At 34.2% G+C, this 25,641-nt stretch carries 26 protein-coding genes; 11 read left to right on the top strand and 15 right to left on the bottom strand.

The features are described from left to right. Positions 1-22: 22 nt before the first annotated feature. The 6 genes from DMB71_RS08770 (at position 23) to DMB71_RS08745 (ending at position 4,849) form a co-directional block, all read left to right on the top strand. On the top strand, positions 23-895 hold the full coding sequence (locus tag DMB71_RS08770; RefSeq protein ID WP_111365354.1) for a sugar phosphate isomerase/epimerase family protein: 873 nt from the start codon (positions 23-25) through the stop codon (positions 893-895). A gap of 9 nt (positions 896-904) precedes the next feature. Beyond that, on the top strand, positions 905-1,816 hold the full coding sequence (locus tag DMB71_RS08765) for an archaemetzincin family Zn-dependent metalloprotease (protein WP_111365352.1): 912 nt from the start codon (positions 905-907) through the stop codon (positions 1,814-1,816). Positions 1,817-1,818: 2 nt separating this feature from the next. Beyond that, positions 1,819-2,160, top strand: a complete 342-nt coding sequence (locus DMB71_RS08760; protein WP_111365351.1) for a cupin domain-containing protein — start codon at positions 1,819-1,821, stop codon at positions 2,158-2,160. A gap of 165 nt (positions 2,161-2,325) precedes the next feature. Continuing rightward, a complete protein-coding gene (locus DMB71_RS08755) occupies positions 2,326-3,480 on the top strand; it encodes an MFS transporter (RefSeq protein ID WP_239452950.1) in 1,155 nt (384 codons plus the stop codon). Between the two features lie 42 nt (positions 3,481-3,522). After that, positions 3,523-4,455 (top strand): peptidylprolyl isomerase, encoded by a 933-nt coding sequence (locus DMB71_RS08750; RefSeq protein ID WP_111365348.1) that lies wholly within the window; start codon positions 3,523-3,525, stop codon positions 4,453-4,455. 91 nt (positions 4,456-4,546) lie between these two features. Beyond that, the gene (locus tag DMB71_RS08745; RefSeq protein ID WP_111365346.1) at positions 4,547-4,849 is read left to right on the top strand and encodes a c-type cytochrome; all 303 of its coding nucleotides are present in this window, start codon (positions 4,547-4,549) and stop codon (positions 4,847-4,849) included. 106 nt (positions 4,850-4,955) lie between these two features. Here the strand turns inward: DMB71_RS08745 and DMB71_RS08740 are convergent, their stop codons facing one another. From DMB71_RS08740 to DMB71_RS08730, 3 genes are all read right to left on the bottom strand, one after another. Beyond that, positions 4,956-5,351 carry a GreA/GreB family elongation factor gene (locus DMB71_RS08740; protein ID WP_111365344.1) on the bottom strand — a complete coding sequence of 132 codons (396 nt, stop codon included), beginning with the start codon at positions 5,349-5,351 and terminating at the stop codon, positions 4,956-4,958. 378 nt (positions 5,352-5,729) lie between these two features. Beyond that, positions 5,730-6,284: a thioredoxin family protein gene (locus tag DMB71_RS08735; protein ID WP_111365343.1), complete on the bottom strand. Its 555-nt coding sequence runs from the start codon at positions 6,282-6,284 to the stop codon at positions 5,730-5,732. A 127-nt stretch (positions 6,285-6,411) separates the two neighbouring features. Beyond that, a complete protein-coding gene (locus tag DMB71_RS08730; protein WP_111365341.1) occupies positions 6,412-7,305 on the bottom strand; it encodes an alpha/beta fold hydrolase in 894 nt (297 codons plus the stop codon). Between the two features lie 130 nt (positions 7,306-7,435). On the opposite strand from DMB71_RS08730, the gene DMB71_RS08725 reads away from it, so the two are divergent. After that, positions 7,436-7,771 (top strand): tRNA-binding protein, encoded by a 336-nt coding sequence (locus tag DMB71_RS08725; protein ID WP_111365340.1) that lies wholly within the window; start codon positions 7,436-7,438, stop codon positions 7,769-7,771. Positions 7,772-7,922: 151 nt separating this feature from the next. Here the strand turns inward: DMB71_RS08725 and DMB71_RS08720 are convergent, their stop codons facing one another. The 4 genes from DMB71_RS08720 to DMB71_RS08705 all read right to left on the bottom strand — a co-directional run bounded on the left by DMB71_RS08720 (position 7,923) and on the right by DMB71_RS08705 (position 11,687). Then, positions 7,923-8,471: an RBBP9/YdeN family alpha/beta hydrolase gene (locus DMB71_RS08720; RefSeq protein ID WP_111365338.1), complete on the bottom strand. Its 549-nt coding sequence runs from the start codon at positions 8,469-8,471 to the stop codon at positions 7,923-7,925. Positions 8,472-8,493: 22 nt separating this feature from the next. Further along, positions 8,494-9,318 carry an alpha/beta hydrolase gene (locus DMB71_RS08715; protein WP_111365337.1) on the bottom strand — a complete coding sequence of 275 codons (825 nt, stop codon included), beginning with the start codon at positions 9,316-9,318 and terminating at the stop codon, positions 8,494-8,496. A 153-nt stretch (positions 9,319-9,471) separates the two neighbouring features. Beyond that, positions 9,472-9,840 carry a PUR family DNA/RNA-binding protein gene (locus DMB71_RS08710; protein WP_111365335.1) on the bottom strand — a complete coding sequence of 123 codons (369 nt, stop codon included), beginning with the start codon at positions 9,838-9,840 and terminating at the stop codon, positions 9,472-9,474. 68 nt (positions 9,841-9,908) lie between these two features. Further along, positions 9,909-11,687, bottom strand: a complete 1,779-nt coding sequence (locus tag DMB71_RS08705; protein WP_111365334.1) for an ABC transporter ATP-binding protein — start codon at positions 11,685-11,687, stop codon at positions 9,909-9,911. A 205-nt stretch (positions 11,688-11,892) separates the two neighbouring features. On the opposite strand from DMB71_RS08705, the gene DMB71_RS08700 reads away from it, so the two are divergent. The 3 genes from DMB71_RS08700 (at position 11,893) to yajC (ending at position 14,541) form a co-directional block, all read left to right on the top strand. Beyond that, complete coding sequence (locus tag DMB71_RS08700; RefSeq protein ID WP_111365332.1) at positions 11,893-12,999, top strand: Glu/Leu/Phe/Val family dehydrogenase; 1,107 nt, start codon at positions 11,893-11,895, stop codon at positions 12,997-12,999. A gap of 237 nt (positions 13,000-13,236) precedes the next feature. Next, positions 13,237-14,148, top strand: coding sequence for a transcription antitermination factor NusB (gene nusB / locus DMB71_RS08695; protein ID WP_111365479.1), 912 nt, complete (start codon positions 13,237-13,239; stop codon positions 14,146-14,148). Between the two features lie 117 nt (positions 14,149-14,265). Continuing rightward, entirely contained in the window at positions 14,266-14,541 is a 276-nt protein-coding gene (yajC, locus tag DMB71_RS08690) for a preprotein translocase subunit YajC (protein WP_111365331.1), read from the top strand. Positions 14,542-14,841: 300 nt separating this feature from the next. Here the strand turns inward: yajC and DMB71_RS08685 are convergent, their stop codons facing one another. The 6 genes from DMB71_RS08685 to DMB71_RS08660 all read right to left on the bottom strand — a co-directional run bounded on the left by DMB71_RS08685 (position 14,842) and on the right by DMB71_RS08660 (position 22,874). Next, entirely contained in the window at positions 14,842-15,429 is a 588-nt protein-coding gene (locus tag DMB71_RS08685; protein ID WP_111365329.1) for a YdeI/OmpD-associated family protein, read from the bottom strand. Beyond that, positions 15,429-16,706: a peptidase T gene (pepT, locus tag DMB71_RS08680; RefSeq protein WP_111365328.1), complete on the bottom strand. Its 1,278-nt coding sequence runs from the start codon at positions 16,704-16,706 to the stop codon at positions 15,429-15,431. The genes DMB71_RS08685 and pepT overlap by 1 nt, the downstream gene beginning before the upstream one ends. Positions 16,707-16,821: 115 nt before the next feature. After that, positions 16,822-17,952, bottom strand: a complete 1,131-nt coding sequence (locus DMB71_RS08675) for a formylglycine-generating enzyme family protein (RefSeq protein ID WP_111365326.1) — start codon at positions 17,950-17,952, stop codon at positions 16,822-16,824. 102 nt (positions 17,953-18,054) lie between these two features. After that, on the bottom strand, positions 18,055-19,041 hold the full coding sequence (locus DMB71_RS08670; protein ID WP_111365325.1) for a DUF6515 family protein: 987 nt from the start codon (positions 19,039-19,041) through the stop codon (positions 18,055-18,057). Between the two features lie 72 nt (positions 19,042-19,113). After that, positions 19,114-20,334, bottom strand: coding sequence for an OprO/OprP family phosphate-selective porin (locus DMB71_RS08665; protein ID WP_111365323.1), 1,221 nt, complete (start codon positions 20,332-20,334; stop codon positions 19,114-19,116). 101 nt (positions 20,335-20,435) lie between these two features. Next, a complete protein-coding gene (locus tag DMB71_RS08660) occupies positions 20,436-22,874 on the bottom strand; it encodes an arylsulfatase (protein WP_111365322.1) in 2,439 nt (812 codons plus the stop codon). 378 nt (positions 22,875-23,252) lie between these two features. On the opposite strand from DMB71_RS08660, the gene DMB71_RS08655 reads away from it, so the two are divergent. Beyond that, entirely contained in the window at positions 23,253-24,287 is a 1,035-nt protein-coding gene (locus DMB71_RS08655; protein WP_111365320.1) for a quinone-dependent dihydroorotate dehydrogenase, read from the top strand. On the opposite strand, the gene DMB71_RS08650 is transcribed toward DMB71_RS08655, so the two are convergent. Both DMB71_RS08650 and DMB71_RS08645 read right to left on the bottom strand, forming a co-directional pair. Continuing rightward, positions 24,273-24,989 (bottom strand): DUF3307 domain-containing protein, encoded by a 717-nt coding sequence (locus DMB71_RS08650; protein WP_111365319.1) that lies wholly within the window; start codon positions 24,987-24,989, stop codon positions 24,273-24,275. The genes DMB71_RS08655 and DMB71_RS08650 overlap by 15 nt on opposite strands. Further along, on the bottom strand, positions 24,986-25,600 hold the full coding sequence (locus tag DMB71_RS08645) for an RNA polymerase sigma factor sigma-70 region 4 domain-containing protein (RefSeq protein WP_111365317.1): 615 nt from the start codon (positions 25,598-25,600) through the stop codon (positions 24,986-24,988). The genes DMB71_RS08650 and DMB71_RS08645 overlap by 4 nt, the downstream gene beginning before the upstream one ends. Positions 25,601-25,641 lie beyond the last annotated feature (41 nt).

Here is a 25,641-nt window from a genome sequence, read left to right as displayed (position 1 = left end):
TTCTGAAAATTATATCATAAAAATGATTAGCAGAAGAAACTTTATCGTAACCACAGGTCTTGCTGCAACTGCAGTTTTGGCTTCACCATCATTTGCATTTTCTATGAATAAAAAAGAAATAGGTTTACAGCTGTATACGCTTCGTGATGAACTTCCTAAAGATGTAAAAGGAACTTTAGAAAAAGTGGCAAAAGCGGGATATACGACTGTCGAAACATACGGTTTTTCAATAAAAGATCAGTTTTGGGGATTAACGCCTCAAGAATTAAAAAAGATTTTAGATGATAATGGACTGAAAGCCGTTAGTGGGCATTATAATCTGGGAAGCTTTTTGTATGATGGAAAAACTGAAGAGGTAGTTGCAGCAATTGAAGCAGCGAAAATTTTAAAAAGTGAATTTCTAACTATTCCGTGGGTCGATGAACCTTTTAGGAGAAGTATAGGAGATTATAAAAAGATTGCTGCTCGTGTAAATGAAGCAGCAAAAATGTGCAAAAAAGAAGGCTTGAAACTGGCTTATCACAATCATGATTTTGAGTTTAAAAAATATGATGGTGTTACGGGTTATGAGATTTTATTAAAGGAAACTGATAAAAATTTGGTTTATTTTGAATTGGATTTATATTGGGTAGTTCATTCTGGCAATGATCCTTTGAAACTATTCAATGAAAATCCAGGTCGATTTAAAATGTGGCATGTGAAAGATAAGGATAAGAATAATAGCGATTTGAATACCGAAGTTGGTTCTGGAACAATTGATTTTAAACCCTTTTTCGCAGCTGCAAAACAATCAGGAATAGTTCATTTTTTTGTAGAACAGGAAAATAATTTTGCTTCTGATTCTTTTGATTCGATTAAAAAGAGCTGTGATTTTATTTCGAAAAATCTAATCTAATTCATCTATATGAAGAAGCTTCTTTTGCTGGTATTTATGATTATTTTGTCTTGTCAATCTGATAAAAAAGAAAAAACAAATTCAAAGGCAGAATCAATTCCACAACAAATTTTACCGCCTGAACCTTATTTTGTAGACATTAAAGTTAATGATATTAAACTGGGGAAGCCTACATATGGAGATTGGTTGTTTTCTCATAAAGAAAATGGACAGAGTTTTGAACAATTTGTTCGAACTAAACATGTTGTTCCAACCAAAGAGGAAAATATTATTTATTTGCAGCCTATAGGAAAGTTTGATTCAATGCAGATAAAACAAATTGAATTAGTTCGTCAGTATCTGCAAATATTTTTTCAGCTTGAAACTAAGGTTTTAGGTAATGTTTCAAATGATATAATTCCGAATCATGCTAGACGAATGGGAGACATTGGACAAGAACAGTTTTTAGCGGGATATATTTTAACCGATGTTTTAAAAGAAGAAAACCCTAATAAAAGAATTGCTTTAATGGCAATAACTGAAAAAGATCTGTATCCAAAACCCGAATGGAATTACGTTTTTGGATTGGCATCTTATAGAGATAAAATCGCAGTAAGTTCGATGTATAGAATGCAGAAAGAAGCCGATTTTAATTTAGGTTTAGAACGCTTGCTGAAAATTTGTTCGCATGAAATTGGTCATATGTTTGGTCTGCATCATTGTATTGAAGCCAGTTGCGTTATGAACGGAACCAATAGTATGATAGAAACAGATTCGCATTCTATTAGATTGTGTTCTCTCTGCCAAAGAAAATTAAATTCGGGATTTAATTTTGATAATTTAAAGAGATTAAAAGAGCTTGAAGCCTTTTTTCAAAAAAATAATCTAGAGGAAGGATTGGCATTGATGAAAAAAGACTTTGAAAAAATTAAAAATAAATAGAAATGAGTACTAGCAAAGAATTTATAAAAGGAGACGAAATAGAGTGGGAAGTAGTCGGTGAAGGAATCAAACGCAAAATTTTGGCTTTTGACGAAAGAGTAATGTTGGTAAACGTTCATTTTGAGAAAGGCGGAATCGGTACTTTGCACGACCATTATCATTCTCAAGTTACTTATATTGCAAGCGGAAAATTTGATGTCACGATTAGCGGTGTAACCCAGACATTAAAAGAAGGCGATAGTTTTTATATTCCGCCAAACGCTATACATGGTGTGGTTTGTTTAGAAACAGGTATGCTTACAGATGTTTTTAGTCCTGCAAGAGAAGACTTTTTAAACTATTAATATGTTTTTGAAGAAATAAAACTTATAAAGGATTTAAGTTTAAATGAACTTATATCACTTATATGGTTAAAAAAAAACTTAAAATTTATACTTTTTTTAAAGTTTTGCTAAAGATTAGAGTGGTATTTTTGCAGCATGAATTTATCTAAAACTAATGTACTGTTTATGGCAGTTTGCACTGGTCTTATAGTTGCAAATCTTTATTACTGCCAGCCTTTGATTGTTTTAATAGCCAACGAATTTAAAATTCCAGAAGAGAGTGCCGGAACGATAACCTATCTTACTCAGGCGGGTTATGCTATCGGATTGTTTTTTATGGTTCCGCTTGGCGATAAAATAGAACGAAAAAGGCAAATTTTGATGACTACTTTTGCTACTGTAATTGCCTTATTAATTGCGGCAACTGCCAAAAGTTTTCTCGTTTTACAAATCGCTTCATTGTTAATCGGAATTACATCGATTGTACCGCAGCTTATATTGCCTTTGGCGGCTTCTTTGAGCGCGCCTGAACAAAGAGGAAAAGTCGTAGGAACTATCATGAGCGGACTTTTAGTTGGAATTTTGCTTTCGCGAACTTTAAGTGGATTTATTGGTCAGGTTCTGGGATGGAGATCGATGTTTTATATCGCAGCAGGAATTTGTCTTTTGATCTTTTTTGTTATTCAAAGTAAATTTCCACAAAACAAACCGCAATTTCAAGGAACTTACGGGCAGTTAATTCAGTCACTGTTTACGCTTATAAAAACGCAACCTGTTTTACGTGAAGCAACAGCAATTAATGTTTTCAGTTTTGCTCAATTTGGAGCGTTTTGGACCACAATGGTGCTTTTGCTTTCGGGAAAACCTTTTGATTTTAATAGTGCTACAATCGGTTTGTTCGGAATTGTTGGTGCGTCTGGAGCTCTTGCAGCGCCTCTTGTAGGGAAATTGGGAGATAAAGGAAACTCAAGAATTGCAGTTGGTTATGGTATTTTATTGGTTTTAATCAGCTTTTTGATTTTTTATTTTTCAATCGAAAGTGTGATCGGAATCGCAATTGGAATTGTGTTTATTGATATCGGAATTCAAGGTGTTCATATCTCTAATCAAACAAGAGTATATTCGTTATTGCCAGAAGCAAGAAATAGGTTAAATACCGTATTTATGTCGCTGACATTTTTAGGAACGGCAGCAGGATCTGCATACGGTTTGTTATTATGGAAATTAGGCGGATGGCCAGCAGTAACAATTGGCTGTATGGTCTTATCTTTACTATCATTAACCATTTACGGACTTACTTATAAATCAAAATCTAAAAGACAGAAAGCACAAATTGATTAAGAAATTAATTGTAAATTTGCGTTCAATAAAAAAATAACAACAATGGAAAACGGAATATACGCTAAATTCAATACTAGCAAAGGTTCAATTCTAGTAAAATTGACACATGATTTGACACCAGGAACTGTAGGTAACTTTGTTGCTCTTGCAGAAGGAAATATGGAAAATAAAGTAAAACCTCAAGGACAAAAATTCTATGACGGATTAACTTTCCACAGAGTAATTGCAGATTTCATGATTCAGGGAGGTTGTCCAAAAGGAACTGGAACTGGAGATCCAGGTTACAAATTTGATGACGAATTTCACCCAAGTTTAAAACACGACCGTCCAGGAGTTTTGTCTATGGCAAATTCTGGTCCAGGAAGTAATGGTTCTCAATTCTTCATTACTCACGTTCCAACTCCTTGGTTGGATAACAAACACAGTGTTTTTGGACACGTTGTTGAAGGACAAGACGTTGTTGATGCTGTTGCTCAAGGTGATAATTTAGAGTCTGTTGAAATTATCAGAGTTGGAGAAGAAGCTCAAAAATGGAATGCAATTGAAGCTTTCATTGGTTTAAAAGGTGCTCGTATGAAACGTGAGGCAGCTTTAAAAGCAGAATCTGAAGCAAAAATGGAACAATTAGCTGCTGGTTTTGATAGAACAGAAAGCGGTTTACGTTATAAAATGATTCAAAAAGGTGAAGGTAAAAAAGCTGAAGCTGGAAAAACTGTTTCTGTTCATTACGAAGGATCTTTAGATAACGGAAAAGTATTTGATTCTTCTTACCCACGTAAAAAACCAATCGAATTCAAATTAGGAATTGGACAAGTTATCGAAGGATGGGACGAAGGTATTGCTTTATTGCAAGTGGGTGACAAAGCTCGTTTTGTAATTCCTTCTGATTTAGCTTACGGACCATCTGGAGCTGGAGGAGTTATTCCACCAAACGCTGTTTTAATTTTCGACGTTGAATTAATGGACGTAAAATAAGAGTTTAGAAGCAATTTAGTATTGTTATAAATAGAATCCCATTCGAACGCCGAATGGGATTTTTTTTATATTTACTAAAAAAACAAAGCCAATGAAAAATATATTAATCCTTGCAGGACTTGCCTTATTTATGGTTTCTTGTGGAAGTAAGAAAGCAGCTCCAGTAGCATCTAAGCAAGCTAACGAAACGGCAAAAGCAGTTGCACTAACACCTGAATTGGAAGCAGGTAAAAGTTTGTACGAAAATAATTGTGCAAAATGCCACAAACTGTTTGAACCTAAAAAATTCACGAAAGAAGAATGGACGCCAATTTTGGTGAAAATGGGTAAAAAAGCAAAATTAGACGAAACTCAAATGGCTTCAATAACCAACTATATTGATTCGCAATTGTAATCTGAATTTGAGAAAAAGCATAAAAAAAACTGTTCAATCGAACAGTTTTTTTGTTTTCAAATAGATATAAAAAAAAACACCGTCACAGAATGAGGTGTTTTAAAATTTAGGAATGATGTACAGCCGAATTGTCTACAGCTATTACTTTTAAAGTTTTGATTCCAGCAGGCAATTCCCAATCTACTTCATCATTTTCTTTAAAACCAATTATAGCAACACTTAAAGGAGCTAAAATTGAAATTTTAGATTGTTTTACATCTGCTGCAGAAGGTAAAACGATCTGAATTTTCATTTGTTTCTTGGCTTTTACGTCTTCTATCGTTACAAATGAATTGATTCGAATTACCGAACTGTCAAGTTCGCTTTCTTTGCTGATTATAGCGCGATCTAATTCTTGCGAAAGTAGATTAGCTTCTTTAGTATTTGTTGAATTTTTACTTTTTAAAATCAATTCTCTTAAAAATTGATAATCTGATTTACAGAATGTGGGTGTTGGTTTCATATCTATATTGAATTTATTGTTATAAAATTTTAAATGATTTTTTCTTCTTAGAATAATTTACAAGTAAAAATTTCTCCGACTTTTAAAAGACAGAATCGAAATGTTTAATCTGAAAAACAAAAAAATATCTGATCAAAAATTGATTTTTGTCAAATAATAGAAATGTTTAAGTTGATGTAAATCCTCCGTCAAAAAGAAGAAAAGTGAAGTAGACGGAGGCCTAAAAAATAAAGGCCTTATTATGCGAAATAATTACAGCAGGAATTGGTTTTGCTATGCAAAACGGCTTCAGAGAGGCTGTATGTGATATTATATTTCCCATAAGGATTGTTAAATTGAACGGCAAAGATACGTAATCTTTTTGAATTTAGTGAGGTTTTACTTCCATTTAATGCCACAACCCAAACTTGGTTTCTGCGGTTCTTTTAAATTTCTGTTGTAAATTAAGGCATCAATTGCGCCTCTAAGATCGCTTCCGCTAAGAGGAATTCCGTTACCAGGTCTTGAATCGTCCAGCTGACCGCGATAAAATAATCTGTCTTGATTATCAAATAAATAAAAATCTGGAGTACATGCTGCCTGATATGCTTTTGCGATTTCTTGAGTTTCATCATACAAATAAGGAAAATCAATTTTATTTTCCATTGCAAAATCAGCCATTAATTCCGGACTGTCTTCAGGATATTTGATAACATCATTGCTAGAAATGGCTATTACTCCAATTCCTTGAACACGATAATCATTGGCAATCATTACAACTTCTTTAATAACATGATGCACAAATGGACAATGGTTGCAAATGAACATAACCAAAGTGCCTTTCGAACCTTTTAAATCTTCAAAAGAAAAAGTATTGTTCGAGTTAGTATCCTTTAAATAAAAATCAGGTGCAATTGTTCCTAAAGGAAGCATTGTTGATTCGGTTCGTGCCATTTTATTCGAAATTTGATTCTCAAAAATAGTTTAAAAATCTGTAAATAAAAGCGCACAAGAATAAAAAATACCCAAAGAAAGCAGTTAGCTTATTCAGCTTGCTTCTTTGGGATACTTTTTTGTTTTTTTATGAATTCAAGAATTCCAATAAATCTTCATTTAGCTTTTCTCTATCCGTATAAAAAAGACCATGAGGTGCTCCTTCATATTCAATATAAGTATTGTTTGCTATAGATTTCGCCGCTTTTCTTGAAGTAAGATCGATTGGCACAATTTTGTCGTCGTCACCGTGAATAATCAAAGTTGGGACTTTTATAAAATCCAATTCATCTCTAAAATCCGTGTAAGAAAATGATTCAGCGCATTTTAAAGTAGCTCTTGGAGAAGCCACAGAACATAAAGATCTGTAATATTCTAACAAAGGTGTGCTTAAAGGCTTGTTGATAATATTGACACCGAAAAACGTTTTCCCGAAATTATCAATAAATCCTATTCTATCTTCTTTTATTGCTGCTGCAGTATTTTCGCTTTTCTCTTTTGGATGTCCGTCAGGATTATCGTGAGTTTTTAATAGAAATGGAATAATTGACGAAATCAAAGCAGCTTTTGTAACGCCTTTTCCGCCATGACGGCTAAAATATCGAACTACTTCGCCACCGCCCATAGAGAAACCAACAAGCGTTACATTTTCTAATTCTAGTTGCTCAATAATTTCTTTAAGATCATCTGCCAAAGTATCATAATCGTAACCATCCCAAGGTTGAGAAGATTTTCCAAATCCGCGTCGATCGTACGCAATTACACGACAATTGTTTTGCACCAAATGATCTATTTGATATTCCCACATTTCGTTAGAAAGAGGCCAGCCATGAATCAAGATTACAGGTTTTCCTTGGCCGTAATCCTTCACATAAAGCCTAACATTTTGAGCAGTTTCTATATATTTATCAGTGTGAACCTGTTTTAAATTAGATTCAAAATCTTTAATTGACATGCATGCATTTGGTTCAGTATGTTCCATGTTATATCTTTTACGTGAGTATTTTTCATTTTTCTTCTCGTAAAATTAGATTTAAAGCAAAAGAAAATGGTTATAGAATTAGGCGCATTAATTACAAAATTTATAGGTTTGTAAATAATACAATTTAAAAATGGATTTAACCTGGAACGAATTTGAGCGCACCGATATGCGCGTAGGAACAATTTTAGAAGCTAACGATTTTCCTGAAGCAAGAAAACCAGCCTATCAGCTGACGATTGATTTTGGTTCGGAAATAGGAATTAGAAAATCATCGGCACAAATTACCAAAAGATATCAAAAAGAAGATTTAGTAAATCGTCAGATTGTTGCGGTTGTGAATTTCCCAAGAAAACAAATTGGAAAATTTATGAGTGAATGTTTAGTGCTTGGTGCTGTAGGTGAGGAGGGAGATGTAATTTTATTAGCTCCAGATTTTAAAATACCAAATGGGCTAAGGATTGGGTAGTTTCTGTTCTTAGTTTTAACCGCAAAGTTCGCAAAGGTTTACGCAAAGAACGCAAGGCTTTATACGAAGTTTTTGTCGGTTAAAGTTCGCAAAGCTTTGCATTATTTACTTTGCGAACCTTGCGTAAACCTTTGCGAACTTTGCGGTTAAATTAAAGGTTTATCTTTTCAATTAGCTTCTGTAAAATAATTTGTCCTTCTTCCCAATATTTCAAATCAGAATCGGAATTAATGTGGCCTTGCTGTCCGATATTTACAAAGTCACTTCCCCATTTTTCAGCGAAGAGTTTTTTTCTTTCAAAAGAAGCATAAGGATCATTTTCGCTTGCAACGACTACAGATGGAAAAGGTAATTTATAAAGCGGAATAGGAGAAAAATTTCTTATGCATTCAGGTGTATGTTGAGGTGAATCGACATCAGCAGGAGCGACTAAAAAAGCGCCAATAATATTCGGATTGTTGTATTTTTCTGCCCAATGTAAAACCAATGAAACAGCCAGACTATGTGCGACTAAAATTGTTGGTTTGTTAAGTTTAGAAATATTCTCGTTTAATCGGTCAAGCCATTCTTCGCGAATTGGCTCATCCCAATTGTCTTGGACAACGCGAATTGAGTTTTCGAATTTTTTATGCCAAAAGGTTTGCCAGTGTTTCTCTCCAGAATCTCCAAGTCCTGGTATAATTAATAGTTGTGTCTCCATTGCCGTGGATTTTATTTAGTGATTATTTTTTACGTTCTTTTAAAATTCTATTTACTTCATTAACTAAAAGCGGAAAACCAGGTTCTGTCATTCCGTGACCGTAACCGTCCAATTCATATAATTTAGTTTGCGTATGTCCAACCAGCTTCATCATTCTGGCCATGTATGCGTTTTCTTCATAACGTCCAAGCATTTCCAGTTCGCGATCTCCAGTAATTAATAACATTGGCGGAGCATCGGCACGAACGTGATATAAAGGAGCAAATTGATCAATTGTAGGCTGTTTTTCAGGAATTCCGTTTTCTCTTCTAATTTCGAAATGCGTAATGCATTGTCCGCTAAACGGAATAAGACCAGCAATTTGGTTGGCATCAATGTTTTCTTTTTGAAGATATTTTTTGTCCAAACCAATCATCATTCCTAAATATCCTCCGGCAGAATGTCCAGAAACAAAAATTAAGGATTTATCGCCACCGTAATTTGCAATATTATTAAAAGTCCAAGCAACAGCTGCAGCAGCATCTTCAATCGCTTTTTCAGCTTTTGCTTTTGGAGATAATCTGTAATTTACACCAATAATCGCAAAACCTTTGTTTTTTAAAGCTTCTGGAATCTCTTTATTTCCGCCCGTCAATCCGCCACCGTGAAACCAAACGATTGTGGCAAATCCAGTTCTATTTTTAGGATAATAAATATCCAAGACACATCTTTCGTTGATGTATTTGTCAGACTTATTTACAGCGGCATTATAATATTGAATATTATTTTTCGTTTCATACTCTATATTCTGGGCAGAAAGAGAAATTCCATAAAGGAAGAAACTTAGGAGGATAATTAATTTTTTCATTTTATGGAAATTGAATGTTATAAGTTATTAGGTGCAAGTTATGACGTTTAACTCTTAATCTATAATTTTTAACTTTATAAGAAAACTAAATATATAAAAAAAGCCCAAAATGCAGAACAAATTGGACTCCTACTTTATGTAGATGATTTTTGATTAAATATCGTCAAAATCAATATCTGTAAAACTAGATCTTTGGCTTTCACCCTTTTCAGAGCTATATTCTTTTTTAAAATCTTTTTGGTGTCTTTCAGAAATTACTTCTTCGCCTTTGTGGTTTAAAACATAAGAAGTCATTTCTTCTAATATTTCGGAGAAAGCACTAAAATCTTCTTTGTATAAATAGATTTTGTGTTTTTTGAAGTGAAAAGAACCATCTTCTTCAGTAAATTTTTTGCTTTCTGTAATCGTGATATAATAATCATCAGCTTTGGTAGCTCTCACATCAAAGAAATAAGTTCTTCTTCCTGCGCGTAATACTTTAGAAAAAATCTCTTCTTTTTCTAACATGTCATTTTCTCTCATAATACGTTCTATCATTTTTGGAATTAATAGTACTCAAAAATCATAAAAAATTATCTATTACGCAACAATTAAAGTAATTCTTTTTCCGAAAGTTGTTTTAAATATAACGATGCATAATAACCTTCTTGATTTATTAATTGATTATGAGAACCTTGTTGAATTATCTTACCATCTTCGAGTATAATAATTTTATCTGCATTCTTGGCCGATGATACTCGATGGCTTACAATTATAGTGGTTTTGTCTTTAGAAATTTCAAATAAATTATTCAAAATCATTTCTTCGGTTTCGGTATCAACAGCAGACAAACAATCGTCAAAAAGTAAAATTGCAGGGTTTTTAATAATGGCCCTTGCTATAGAAACGCGTTGTTTTTGTCCGCCAGAAAGTGTGATTCCTCTTTCTCCTAAAACGGTGTCATACTGTTTGTTAAAAGCAATAATGTTATCATGGACTACAGCATTTTTGGCTGCTTCGATAACCTCTTCATCAGTTGCGTTTTGATTTCCGAATTTAATATTGTTTTTAATCGTATCAGAAAATAAGAAAGCATCTTGAGGCACGATTCCGATATTATTACGAAGATCATTTAAGTTTAAAGTACTGATTTCGTTTTCATCAATTTTAATTTCTCCTTCGGTTACGTCATACAATCTTGAAATCAAAGAAAGAATAGTCGATTTTCCTGAGCCAGTTTTTCCAAGAATAGCCAGTGTTTCTCCTTTTTTTACGGTGAAAGAAACATTTTTTAAAGCTTCAATATTAGTGTCTTGATAAGTGAAAGAAACATTTTCAAAAGAGATATTTCCTTTTATATCTGATGAATTCTCGTTATTGTTTTTGATTTCTGGTTCAATTTTCAAAAATTCGTTCAAACGTTTTTGAGAAGCTTCTGCTTCCTGAACCATAGAAGAAACCCATCCTAAAGAAGCAACTGGCCAAGTCAGCATGTTTACATATAAGATAAACTCGGCAATAGTTCCGATATTTGGAATACTTCCGTTAATGTACATTACGCCTCCAAAATATATTACAACCAAATTACTGATTCCGATAAGCGCAATCATTAAAGGACCGAATAAAGATTGAACTCTTGCCAAACTTAAACTCTTGCGTTTGCTTTCTTCAGCCAGGTCAACCATATTGTTTTGATGCTGGTTTTCTAGAGAATACGCTTTAATAACTCGAATTCCTGAAAATATTTCTTGTGTAAAACTCGAAACCTTAGAAAGGTATTGTTGGAACGTGGTGCTTCGTTTATTGATTTCTGAACTTAATTTAAAAATGCAATAAGAAAGAATTGGTAACGGCAATATAGTATATAAGGTAAGCAGTGGCGATACATTATACATATATAATATAACAATGGCAAAACGGATAGCTGTATTTATAGTATACATTACGGCTGGCCCAACATACATGCGGACTTTTGAAACGTCTTCGCTAATACGATTCATTAAGTCTCCTGTTCTATTTTGTTTATAGAAATTCTGCGAAAGATTTTCATATTGTCTGAAAACTTCATTTTTTAGATCAAACTCAATATGGCGCGACATTACAATTAAAGTTTGGCGCATTAAAAATGTTAAAAAACCCGCAACAATGGTAGTTCCGATGATAAGTAGCACATTATGAATGAGATCCTGACGAAAAGTTGCAATTATTATTTCCGATTTTTGCTCTGCAGCAGAAAGCTTATCAAAGTTCTCAATAGCGTTTAAAGACTTGCTAATGAGCTTTGGAGTAAAAAGAGAAAATATTTGTGCGATTATGGTGATTAAAATTCCAAGTGAAAAACTGTATTTATATTTGATGAAATATTTGTTTAAATAGCTTAATTCTTTCATTTTTTTAAGAAATATGATATTGAATTGTTTTGTATTTAAGAATTATTATTAAATAAAATTATAATAATTTGCGATTTAATCAAAACAATTATATTGTAAAATCGTTATTTTAAAGATAAAAAATTAGCACATGTGTATTTTTTAATTATGTTTGAGATGTCTTTTTGACAAATTCATAATTTTTAACCTAATTAATACTAGCGCTATGGATGCAACTTTCGCAACTGGAAAGGAACTTCAAAAAATGGATCCTGTTTTTGGTCAATTATCTTTTGACGATCACGAACAAATTGTATTTTGCAATGACAAAGATACAGGTTTAAAAGCAATTATTGGTATTCATAATTCGGTTATGGGGCCAGCTTTGGGAGGAACCAGAATGTGGAATTATAACACAGAATGGGAAGCTTTAAATGATGTTTTACGTCTTTCTAGAGGTATGACGTTTAAATCTGCCATTACTGGACTTAATATTGGTGGAGGTAAAGCTGTAATTATTGGCGATGCTAAAACTCAAAAAACACCTGAATTAATGCGTAAGTTTGGTGAATTTGTTCACTCGCTTAGCGGAAGATATATCACTGCAGAAGATGTCGGAATGGAAACTAAAGACATGGATACTGTAAGAGATGTAACGCCTTATGTTACTGGGATTTCTGAAGAAAGAGGTGGTTCTGGAAATCCTTCTCCAATTACTGCTTACGGAGTTTATTTAGGTATGAAAGCTGCTGCTAAAAGTCAGTTTGGGACTGATGTTTTAGACGGTAAAAAAGTTTTGGTGCAAGGAATTGGACACGTGGGAGAAACTTTGGTTGATTATTTAACTAAAGAAGGAGCACAAGTAACAATTACCGATATCAACGAAGAAAAATTATTCCAAGTTGCTTCAAAATACAATGCAACAATTTATACTGGTGAAGATTTATACACTGCAGATGTTGATATCTACGCGCCATGTGCAATGGGAGCAACAATCAATGATAGTACAGTAGATAAAATTAAAGCTAAAGTTATTGCGGGTGCAGCAAACAACCAATTAGCTGACGAAAATGTTCACGGAGCAAGATTACAGGAAAGAGGAATTTTATACGCTCCAGATTTCTTAATCAATGCTGGTGGAATTATTAATGTTTATGCTGAATTGGCAAACTACGGTAAAGCTGAAATCATGAGCAAAACAGAAAATATCTATAATACAACTTTAGAAATTATAGATTTTGCTGCTAAAAATAATATCACAACTCATAAAGCGGCACTTACAATTGCTCAAAACCGTATCGATCAAAGAAGAATCGAGAACGCTAAGAAGTAATTTTTTAAGTTTACAGTTTCAGTCTCAGTTTTCAGATCTACTGGAAACTGAGACTTTTTGTTTTTGCTTAATACTGAAAACTGCTACTGCGGCTGAAAACTAAATAAAAATAGGACTGAAAACTGTGACTTTTTTACGAATTAATTTTAAAATACGCATCAAAAGTTATACTTTTGCAGACTAATTTTTAAATGTTCTTACAAGGTGGTAAATAGAAGACACATACGCGTTAAAGTAATGCAATCCATTTATGCAATGCACCAAAGCGGTTCTGAAAATATGGAAAAAGAGGAGAAATTTCTTTTCTACAGCATTGACAATATTCAGGACTTATATCTTATAATGCTTTCTTCATTGATAGAAATTTGCAAAAAAGAAGCTGTCTTTTTGCATCTGTCAAGTAAAAAACACCTTGCTACTGCAGCAGAACGTAATCCGAACGAAAAGTTCATCAAAAACAAAATCTTCCAGCTTTTAGCAGAAAGTAATTCTCTTAGCATTGCTTTAGAAAATCGTAAAATCAATAACTGGTCTTTAAACGACGATTATATTATTTTGCTTTTAAATGATGTTAAAGCAAGTGATATCTACAAAAAATACATGAGCAATAACGTAAATACGTTTGAAGAAGACAGACAATTTATTATTGATTTGTTTGAAAATGTTATTGTTCCTAATGAAAAATTATATGAGTATTTAGAGGATGATAAATTAACTTGGGTTGATGATATTCCGGTTGTAAATACGCACATCGTTAAACAGTTAAAAGCCATTAAAACGGAAGATCCTGACGATTTTAGAGTGCCGAAATTGTATAAAGATGTTGAAGATAAAGATTTTGCTAAAGATTTGTTTAGAAGAACAATTTTAAATGAAACTGCTTTCGCAAAAGAATACGAAGACAAAACACCAAATTGGGACAGTGATCGTATTGCTGAAATTGATACCATTATCTTGAAAATGGCAATTTGCGAGTTTGTTAAATTTCCTTCAATTCCTGTAAAAGTAACTCTTAACGAATATTTAGAAATTGCAAAAGAGTATTCTACACCAAAAAGTAGTATTTTTATCAATGGAATTTTAGATAATCTTGTTAAAGAGCTTACTGCTAATAAAAAGATGCTAAAAACGGGAAGAGGACTAATGTAAAAAAGAAAAATCCGAAATTCTAAATCCCCAATTGTCGCTTTGAGCGTCTAGCGTCGCAAGCTACCAGCTAGAGAAAAAGAAAAAAAATATTAATAACAACAATAAAAACAAAATACCATGCAAGATTTATTAAAGTTTGCTCCTTATTTACTAATGTTTGTGGTAATCTATTTCTTTATGATCAGACCACAGCAAAAAAGAGCTAAAAACGAAAAAGAATTTGAAAGCAACCTAAAAGTAGGTGATAAAATAGTTACAAAAAGTGGTTTCCACGGTAAAATCGCTGAATTAGCAGAAACTACTGTTGTAATCGAAACAATGTCTGGAAAATTAAAATTAGAGCGTTCTGCTATCTCTTTAGAATTGAGCGCTGCTTTGAATAAGAAAGCTTAAATTTTAAATTACAATATTTTAAATCCCAAATTCCAAATGGAGTTTGGGATTTTTTTTTGCGCACAGTTTGTCATTTCGAGGAACGAGAAATCTTCGCGAGAAACTCTATAATCTATGTAGCCAATCTTTGTAGAGCTACTTATGGAGATTTCTCGTTCCTCGAAATGACAAGCTGTATGGATAGGGTTTGAAGTGGGTTTAGTTTGAGATGAAAAAAGACAAAACCTTTGTCAAAGTTTTAAAACTTTGACAAAGGTCTCGTATAGATTGGAATTTGGAATTTAAATATTGAAAATTAAATTACCTGTATTTATCATTCAATCCCACATTTGCTAAAATCATCGGGACCACTTTTTCGATTCTTGAAATCTTAGTTTTTTCCTGTTTAGCCGTTTCGATATATTCTAAAAACTCATATTGTTTATACGGAGAAAATTTTTCGAAAGCAGATTTTAAATCTGGATTTTTAGCCATTTCTGCATTTAGAAGTTCTGAAACTATTGCTTCTTTTTTCGTGGGCTTTATGACTTTTCCTTGTTTTTCGTTTTCAATTGCTTCTTTGATATATTCTAAAATGATTACCTCGTTTATTTCATCTTTTGACGAAAATCGCCATTGTCTCAATGACTTGGTTACATCTTCCTGAGCATTTATCAATTTCTTTTTTTCGTCTTTTAAGAAAACGCCATTAAAAAACCATAAGGCAAAATAATCCTTAAATCCTCCAATTCCGACTACATTTTTCTTTTCATAAACAAAAACTGGACCTCCCCATTTTGTAGTTTCGGTGAGTTCTGTTTTGTCAATTATGGCTCTAAGGAGAATCAATTCTTCTTCCCATTGTGCGCCATACTTCCACATGCCTTTATTTTCGGATTTTGATTCCATTATTTTCTTTTTTTAGATTTTTCTGGTGCGTCAAAAATTCCAGGAATTGCTGTTAATTCAGCAATTTTTACAATAACATCAGTTGCTTTTTGAATGCTTTCTGCGGGAACATATTCGTATTTTCCGTGGAAATTATGTCCGCCCGCAAAAATGTTCGGACAAGGCAATCCCATAAACGATAATTGAGAACCGTCAGTTCCTCCACGAATTGGTTTTATGATCGGTTTGATGTTTAATTCTCTCATTGCTTTTTCAGCAATATCTACAATATATTTTACAGGCAGAACCTTTTCTTTCATATTGTAGTATTGATCTTTTACTTCAGCGATCACAATATCTTCGCCAAATTTCTTTGCGAATTTTTTATTGAATTGTTTCGCTAATTTGTGAATCAATTCTTTACGTTTTTCGAATTTCTTTCTGTTGTGATCACGGATTATTAATTCTAAAACAGTTTCTTCAATATTTCCTTTAATATGATGAACATGGAAAAAACCTTCATATCCTCTAGTCTCCTGTGGAGTTTCGTCTTTAGGAAGTTCATTGATGAAATCATTTGCTAAAAGCATAGAATTGATCATTTTTCCTTTTGCATAACCAGGGTGAACACTTTTTCCTTTAAAAGTAATTTTAGCTCCAGCTGCGTTGAAATTTTCATATTCCAATTCGCCAATCTGGCTTCCATCCATAGTGTAAGCCCATTGTGCTCCGAATTTTTCTACATCAAAATGATGAGCACCACGACCAATTTCTTCATCTGGAGTAAAGCCGATTCTTATTTTTCCGTGTTTAATTTCTGGATGCTGAATTAGGTATTCCATTGCTGAAACAATTTCTGTAATTCCAGCTTTATCGTCGGCTCCTAATAAGGTTGTTCCGTCAGTTGTAATGATGGTTTGGCCTTTATATTGCAATAAATCTTTAAAGTAATCTGGAGATAAAACAATGTTTTTTTCAGCGTTTAGAACGATGTCTTTTCCGTCGTAATTTTCAACTATTTGAGGTTTTACATTTGCTCCGCTAAAATCTGGTGAAGTGTCAAAATGAGAAACAAAACCGATCGTGGGAACTTCATGATCAACATTGCTAGGAAGCGTTGCCATGATATATGCTTTGTCATCTATAGTTACATCTTCAAGGCCAATTGCTTTTAGTTCGTCAACTAATTTATTGGCAAGATTCCATTGTTTTTGTGTGCTTGGAGTTGTTTGTGAATTTGGATCCGATTCGGTATCAATTGTTACATAACTGATAAAGCGATCTATAATATGTTGCATTTTTTTAGATTTTTAGCAAATATAGAAAAATTTTTCTGCTAGGAAATTTAGCTTTCAATATCTGAATTAATAAAAAAAGGGATTCTAAATTGAATCCCTTTCTGGTATATTTATGTTATTTGCTTTTTACGCATCTAAAACCAACGTGATTGGCGGCAGATCTGATTTCGCCTTTTCCTCTTGTTCCCACCATGTATCGAGTGCAATATTGGTCAGTGCATAAAAATGAACCGCCACGGTGTACACGTTTTACTTCAGAAGGATCATTAGGATCGTAATAAGAACTTGGCCCTTGCGGATTTTTTGTTACTTTTCCGCTTTCTGCTAGTGTTTTGTAATAGTCTACACTGTACCAGTCATTTACCCATTCCCAAACATTTCCAGCTATATCATACAAACCATATCCGTTCGGAGCATATTGTTTTGTTGGAGCAATTCCTTTAAAACCATCTTCTCCAGTATCACCATCTTTGATCGGGAAATGTCCTTGGTAAATGTTGGCTTGAAATTTTCCTTTGGGTTTTAAATCATTTCCCCAAGCGTATAGATTTCCCGTTTTGCCACCCCTTGCCGCAAATTCCCATTCTGCTTCTGTTGGGAGTCTTTTTCCAGCCCATTTAGCGTAAGCGGCCGCATCTTCGTAGACAACATGTACAACTGGGTATTTTTCTTTTCCTATAATGGTGCTTTGCGGACCTTCTGGATGTCTCCAATCAGCTCCTGGCTCGTAACGCCACCATTGCAAGAAGTTATTCAAATTAACTGCAGATGGTGTAGGAGTGAAGACTACAGAGCCTGTTACTAAATCTTCCTCGTTTGCCGTTGGAAATTCTTCTTTAGTTGGTTTTTGTTCGGCAACAGTAACATAACCAGTCGCTTTTACAAATTTTTCAAACTCTTCATTGGTTACTTCTGTTTCATCCATATAATAGCCATCCACATAAACCCTATGAATAGGAGCGGCATCTTTAGTGACGCCTTTTATGCTGCATAAACTCTCATCCTCAACATTGCTGCCCATAGAAAATTCACCTCCAGGAATCCAGACCATGCCTTTTGGTGCTTTTTCGGCAGGCTTAAATTTATTTTCAATAGTTGGTTTGAATTCAGATTCTACCGCAGTTGGCGTTTCATGACATTCAACAGCTGTTTTTTCTGCTTTATTTGTGAATCTAGTATAACTGTAAGCAATTGAAATAATGGATAATGTGAGCAACGCAAAAATCCAAATGGTTTTGTTTTTCATGGTTTATTATTTTGAGCTTATAATGGTTGTCAATAGCGTGGATAAATTTAGATAAAATAATCTTTAAAAGTATAGTAGTTTTATAGAATTAATAAAATTTTATTATTCTTTTTCAACCGAAACTACTTCATATTTATTTTTCCCATCAATTTGTACGGGTTGGTAATAAGTTTCACCAAACTTTACATATTTAGCGTCGCCAATTGTCACTTCTTCTCCGCCTTCTGGCAGATTTTCTACTATCGTTCCTGCAGTAGGAGCAACTACTGTGTATTTTCCTCCATCTTTTTCATAGTACGTTCCTCCATAATAGTAATTGTTTACTGTTCCCGTATTGACTACTTCTGCTCCGCTTGGAATATTGTTTACCGTACCGCCAACTGGCGCAGGAACTGCAGTATAGCCACCGTTGGATGAGGTGTACCAAACTCCTTGATCATAATGATATTTGCTATTTTCAACACTAACAATTATAGCAGTAGTCGCTAGAGTTGCAACAAAAAATCCCCAAGGATGCCAAACTGGTCCCCAATAGAAAGGTACATACGGACGCGGATAATACGGATGGTAACAATTGTATCTGTAACCGCCATATACATACGGTGGGCGTGTATATGGTCTATATCCTGGACGAACTACAGTATTTCGATTATTCTGCACATAAATGTTATTGTTAACATTGATATTATTTCTATTTCGGTTAACTGTATTGCCACTTATGTTGGTGTTTCGGTTGCCAAGATTATTTCTGTTTATTGTGTTATTTCTATTTACAGTGTTGTTTCTGTTTGAATTGTTTGCGGGTCTGGTTATTTGAGTGCCATAATTGTTTGCCCCTGGTCTGCTTGTTGCAGGTCTAGTTGTCGCCGTAGGTCTATTTGTGCTTGGCCTTGTTACGTTTGGTCTGGATTGTGTAGCAGGTCTTGCAGGTCGAGTATGCGTTGCACCTCCGCCAGATCTATTGAATCCTCCACCGCCTGCGCCTCCACGGTGACGTTGCGCTAAGCCATCAATTGAAATAAAGAAAAAGCTTGCAGTCAAACACATTAAAAGTGCCAGTTTTTTTACTGTTTTGGATATGTTTTTCATATTCAGTAATTTATGTGATTTAAAGTTATGAAAAAAAAGGTTCAATTTATGTTAATGGCCTAAAAGTTTGAATTATAATGAGATATCCCATTGTATTCTAAAACGCCAGCCTTGTTCTAGAGGAAGTGTTTTGTCTTGAAAACTGAAGTAAGTCACCTCTGAAGTTAACTTATTTTTATGTCCTTTAAAAAACCAATTAAATGCCAACGTAGATTCTTCTTGTCTATTTTCTCTGATAGAATTGTCAGGTCTGTATGCGGCATGACGGCCTGCCATTTCTAAGTGTTTTGGCCACCAATCAAAAATGTTATGAAAGAAATATCCAGCCTGAACATAATAACCTTTCATTACAGTCATGTTATTGTTATTGTATTTGTCAATTATCTCTTTGGTGTGCCATTCGCTTTGCCAGGAAAAGCCACGATACATAAAAGCACTTTCCAAATTCCATTGATTGACTCTGTATTGTCCTGGTAAACCATTTTCAAATCCATCTAAAGAACCTCCTCCTGCTTGCGAAAATCGAGTATACGGGCTTCGATTGGTTACAGCTGAAAAAGCAATAATTGGAGTTGGTTTTTCATGAAATTCTAAATCACAGCCTTCAAAATCAAGAAATCTGCCCAGAAAGTTCCATTGTGCTCTTCCAAAATACATTAAATGATTATCATCGTTTGAAGTGCTTCCGCGTCCTGTTCCTGTAAGGGCTGCAGCCCAGTAATTAAAATCGGCAATTCCAGCTCCTTTTAAATGGCCATAAACTTCAACTCCCAATTGTCTGTCGACTGTGAAAGGACGATTAATTAGGGATCGATCTACCATTTGCTGCTCGCCGCTACTTATAAAACGTTCACGCGTAAATTCTGTTTTCCATTGTCCGACTTTAAAACTTAGCCAATCCCATTTTTCAATCATTATTCTGAAGTCAAGCAAATTGGACTGACTCAATTCGTATTCCCAGTAATATTTAAGCCAAGGTTCAAAAGCATGACCGCCAATTTTTAATCTGGCGCGGTTTATTTTGAAAGTCGTTTTGGCATCTTGGCTGTAGTCATCATAAGTTAATGGATCTGTATCATTTGGTGTTGAAAAACGAAATTGGAGACGGCTTGCCAGTTGAAACAGGAATTTTTTGTCACGGGTTTCCAGTTCAATTCCTTTACTGCCATACCGAACATTCATTAGTTTGGTAGTATCTTTTTCTTGCTGCGAAAACCCTTTAAAACCAATTAATAAAAGGAAAATGAAGAGTAGTTTTTTAGAAAGACAATTTGATTTATTTGAGCTGTACATAAGATCAAGAGGTTATATGCATTCTTAAAACAGTTATTTAAGAAGAAAAAGAGGCATTTCGATTGTTTAATTATAACCGAAAATGCCTCTTTGCTGTATTTTTAATCTCTTCCTAAAGCTCTTTTTGCTTCGTTGTTTAAGTCAGTATATTCAATTTTTCCAACACTAACACCTACACCAATGATTTCACCTCCTTTGTAAGTTCCTGGAGTTTTGTATTCTTTACTAACAGAATCACCGCTGTCAAATCCAACACAAAGTCCGTCTCCAGCAAGAGTAAATTTACCAGATTGTGTTCTCATAGGACCAGAAGCAACTTCTTTTCCGTCAATATAAAGTTTCATTTGACCAAGAGATTCTCCATTTGGACCTGCTTTTTCGCGGATAAATTCCATTCCAAAAACATGTTTTCCAGTTGTAATTGGCACATTAGAAGTGAATTTTTGTTCAGGAGCAATTCCTAAGAAATTGTATACATAATTTAATTTGCCATCTTTTATAAATAAAGTATGTCCTCCAAAACGAGATCCATGAGCAAAAAGTACGCCCGAAGCTTTAGCATCTTTAACATCAACATCGGCGAGGATTTTATAAGATCTTCCACGAACATTTACAGCAACACCTTCCGGCACTGCTGAAGTTCCAGGGTAATATTTATAAAGATCACGAGGTGCTTCAGATGAAGGTCTTTCAATTCCTAATTGTTCTACCGCTGTACGGTCGTCTAGAGGCAATACAAGATTTTTTGCCGCTTCATCGTTCCAGTCTTTTATTAATTCTTTTAGTTTGTCGGGATATTTTTTTGCTAGATTATTTACTTCGGCACGATCTACATCTGTATTATACAGCTCCCATTCATCTTTATCAAAGTTTCCTTTTCCTGTTAATGGAGCATGCAGAGCAACAGCTTTCCAACCGTCTTTCCATAAAGCGCGGCTTCCTAACATGGCAAAATACTGAATGTGTTTTTGTGTTTTCGTGCCAGGTGCGGCATCAAAAGTATAACGCATTGAAACTCCAGATAAAGGATATTGCTCAACACCGCGATAAACTTTTGGCATTTGAAGTCCGCAGACATCTAGTATTGTTGGCACGATGTCTGTAGAATGATGAAACTGATCACGAACTACACCTTTTGCTTTGATTCCTTTTGGCCATGAAATAACCAAAGGGTCGCAAGTTCCTCCAGCATATTCACTATATCTTTTAAACATTTTAAAAGGAGTAGAGAAAGCGGCTGCCCACCCTGTAGGATAGTGCTCATATGTATCAGGACTTCCTAATTTGTCGAGATATTTTAAGTTTTCTTTTAATTCGTCAGGATATCCGTTGAAGAATTTATTTTCATTTACAGATCCAGTTGGTGAACCTTCGCCAGAAGCTCCGTTATCGGCAGCATAAATAATAAGTGTGTTTTCTAATTGACCTGTTTGTTCTAGATAATCAATTACACGACCAACTTGAGCATCTGTATATTCAGAGAAACCAGCGTAGACTTCAGCCAATCTAGAAAATAGTTTCTTTTCATCTGCACTTAATTTATTCCAATCTAAAACTTCATCGCCAGGATTTGAAATACTAGGAGGCAGTGGGTTGAAATTTGCATAATTTGTGCCTTTAGGAATTACACCTTTCGCAATCATACGAGGCAAAACCCATTTGCGGTAAGCATCATAACCTTCATCAAATTTACCTTTGTATTTTGCAATATATTCTTCTGGAGCTTGATGCGGTGCGTGATTGGCGCCTGGACAATACCACATATACCAAGGTTTAGAAGGATTTGTAGCTTTTTGGTCTTTAAGGAATTGCAAAGCATGATCGGCTAAATCTTTAGACAAATGATAGCCTTCTTCTGGTGTAGCCGGCGGTTCAACAAAATGATTGTCTTCTGTTAAATCTGGGTACCATTGATTGGTTTCACCACCAAGGAATCCGTAAAAACGATCAAATCCCATTTGCAAAGGCCATGTGCTGCGGTCGCCACCAGAAGCTACATCCTGTTCAGGAACATTATGATCTTTACCAATCCAAAAAGTACTCCATCCATTGTCTTGAAGAACTTGACCTATAGTTGCTGCTTGCTTTGGCAGTCTTCCGCTTCCACCAGGAAAACCAGCTGCAGCTTCAGTAATGGCAGCCATTCCGTTTAGGTGATGATTTCTTCCTGTTAATAATGTTGATCTTGTTGGAGAACACAGAGCGGTAGTATGCCATTGTGAATACGTGATTCCGTTATCTGCTAATTTTTGCATGGTTGGCATATTGATAGCTCCTCCATAAGGTGACCAAGCAGCCATACCAGTGTCATCATATAAAATAAATAAGATATTTGGTGCTCCAGCTGGTGCTTTTTTTGGAGAATAAGGTCCCCAATCTTCTTTTGAATCACGTACATCCAATGCTATTTTGCCTTTGAAAGTTTCTTTTGTAACCTGCTGAGGGTCAGCCTGAGCAAATATTTTCGAAGGTACGCTTAATGAAAAACAAAGTATAAGTGTGAAAATACTTTTCAGAATGAATTGTTTACTGATTTTCATGATTTAAGTTGTTAATTGTTATGGTTCTTATGAAGGCATTCTTTTGAACTTTGGCATAAAATAATCTGAAAAAAAATGAAGCTTTTACTCTGTTCTGAATTGAAATGTTTGTAGGAGTACAGTTTTTGGAACGTAATATCTCAAAATTAGATATATAAAACTTGGAGAGGTGTTTCAAATAGTTCTAACTCGTTTCATTTTATAATTTGCAACATAAAAAACAAGTTTTTAAATAATGATCTGAATGGATTTTTGGAATTGTTTTAGTTATAAACGAAATAATTAAACAAAAAGCAAAGTATTTGTTTTTGTAAAAAAGACACCTTTTTAAACTATAATATTTAAATTTGCAGCCAAAATAACAACAACACAACTCTTATGTATAAATTGATAATTCGCCCGATACTTTTTTGTTTTGATCCTGAAAAAGTACATTACTTTACTTTCTCATTTTTAAAATTCATTTCAAAAATCCCTGGAGTTTCGGCAATTATAAGATCGATTTATGAAGTAAAAGACACTCGATTAGAAAGAGAAGTTTTCGGAATTAAATTCAAAAATCCTGTTGGACTTGCGGCTGGTTTTGATAAAGATGCAAAGCTATACGAAGAACTAAGTGATCTTGGTTTTGGCTTTATCGAAATCGGAACTGTAACGCCAGTTGGACAAGAAGGAAATCCTAAAAAGCGTCTGTTCCGTTTAAAAGAAGATCAGGCAATTATTAACCGAATGGGATTTAATAATGGCGGAGTTCTTGAAGCTGTAGAACGTTTGAAAAAGAATTCAGGTGTTTTGATTGGTGGAAATATCGGAAAGAATAAAGTGACTGATAACGAAGATGCTGTAAAAGATTATATCATTTGTTTTGATGCGCTTTTTAATCATGTAGATTATTTTGTAGTAAATGTGAGTTCACCAAATACGCCAAATTTAAGAGCTTTGCAAGATAAAGAACCGTTGACAGCTTTATTGCAGACATTGCAAAACAGAAATATCGAAAAGCAAAAAACAAGTACTCAAAAAGTAAAGCCAATTCTTTTAAAAATTGCTCCAGACTTAACAGATGAGCAATTATTAGATATCATTGATATTGTAAAAACAACTCAAATTGCAGGTGTAATTGCAACAAATACCACTATTTCTAGAGAAGGTTTACAGTCGGCTAATCAAACAGAAATGGGAGGTTTATCTGGAAAACCATTAACGAAACGTTCTACAGAAGTAATTCGTTTTCTATCTGAAAAAAGCAATAAAGCTTTCCCAATTATTGGAGTGGGGGGAATTCATTCTGCAAACGATGCGATTGAAAAATTAAACGCAGGAGCAAGTCTGGTGCAATTGTACACTGGATTTATTTATGAAGGTCCAGCATTGATAAAAGCAATCAATAAAAAAGTTTTAGAGCAATTGTAAAAACAGCGCTTGAACGGCTAATCCGGCAAGTATTGCAATTCCAAAACTGATTAAAGTACCGATTAAAACATATTCGGTCAATTTTCTGTCTTTGGCTTCTTTTAAATCTCCGAATCTGAAAATGGATTTTGCAGCCAATAGAAATCCGATTGCTTCAAAATGTCCGGTTAAGATAAATCCGAAAACAAACAAGCGTTCTAAAATGCCAATATAATTTCCAGCAGCAATTAGTGAGTTATCCTGATTGCTGTTTTTGCTTTCTGGCGCCCAGATTGAGATTATAGTCTTTATAAAAATAGAGGTTGGTTTTGTGAGCAATAAAAATCCGGTAAGCAGAATCCAGAATTGATTATCTTTCCAAAAATCAGGAATAGGCTTGTTTTCGTACAGAAGTGCAATTCCGATTAAAATTAAAATATGCGCAATTTGATCAACTACAAACCAAGTGCGTTTGGTTTTGTTTTTCTGGAAATTCAGTTTAATTAAATCTACAATTCCATGTGTTACAGCAATTAAAACAGCATAAGGCACAAAACTGATTTCGCCTACTAAAATCGCTGCGAGAACTCCGTGCAGTAAAATATGAATGTATAAGTAAACACTTTTATGTTTTTTGACTTCTTTGTTAGCGACCCAAGAATTAGGTTGCCAGATAAAATCGCCTAATAAATGAGCAAGAAGCAGTTTTATAAATAAAATCATGGGGCTGTAAGTTGTTTTATTTGTTTTCTAAAATATCTGTCTAAATTCTGAACCAGATCAAACTGAGCACGTTTTTGCCTTCTGCTCACAGCAGCTTGATTAATGCCTAGTTTTTGACCAATTTCTTCCTGCGATAAGGTTGGATTTTCGATTGCAACAGCTACAAATTCTGCTGATTGTGCCAGCCAACTATCCATAAAAGTCAATGCTAATTGGAGCAATAAATTGAATTTTTCGTCAAAATCAGTATTTCCGGTTCGAAGCGCTAATGTGACTTTCTGTTTTTTTAAAGTTTCAAAAAGCTCTCCAGAATTGATAAATGCAGAACCATTGCTTTCAGAAATTCTTTTTGCATTATGCGTTTTATCTCCAAAACCAATACTCATACGGGCATCAGATTTAATGGCTCTTAAATGTGCTTTTATTAAAATAGCAGTAATCAGTGCATCTTCAGGATTTGCTATTTCGACCTGAAATTCATCACCGCGATAGATTTCCCACTGACTTGGCGTATGGCCAAACGGAGCTAATATTTTTTTTAAATCTTCAACCCAGTGTTCAGATTGCTGTTGTCTTGAACCTATTATGTCGCCCGTAATTATACTAGTCATAATCAAATATAATTAAAAAATAATGAACTTTCTATTACAAA

Source organism: Flavobacterium tistrianum (assembly GCF_003254545.1).
GTDB lineage: Bacteria > Bacteroidota > Bacteroidia > Flavobacteriales > Flavobacteriaceae > Flavobacterium > Flavobacterium tistrianum.
Note: the sequence above shows the minus strand (reverse complement) of the source record. Positions and strands in the feature narration are given on the sequence as shown.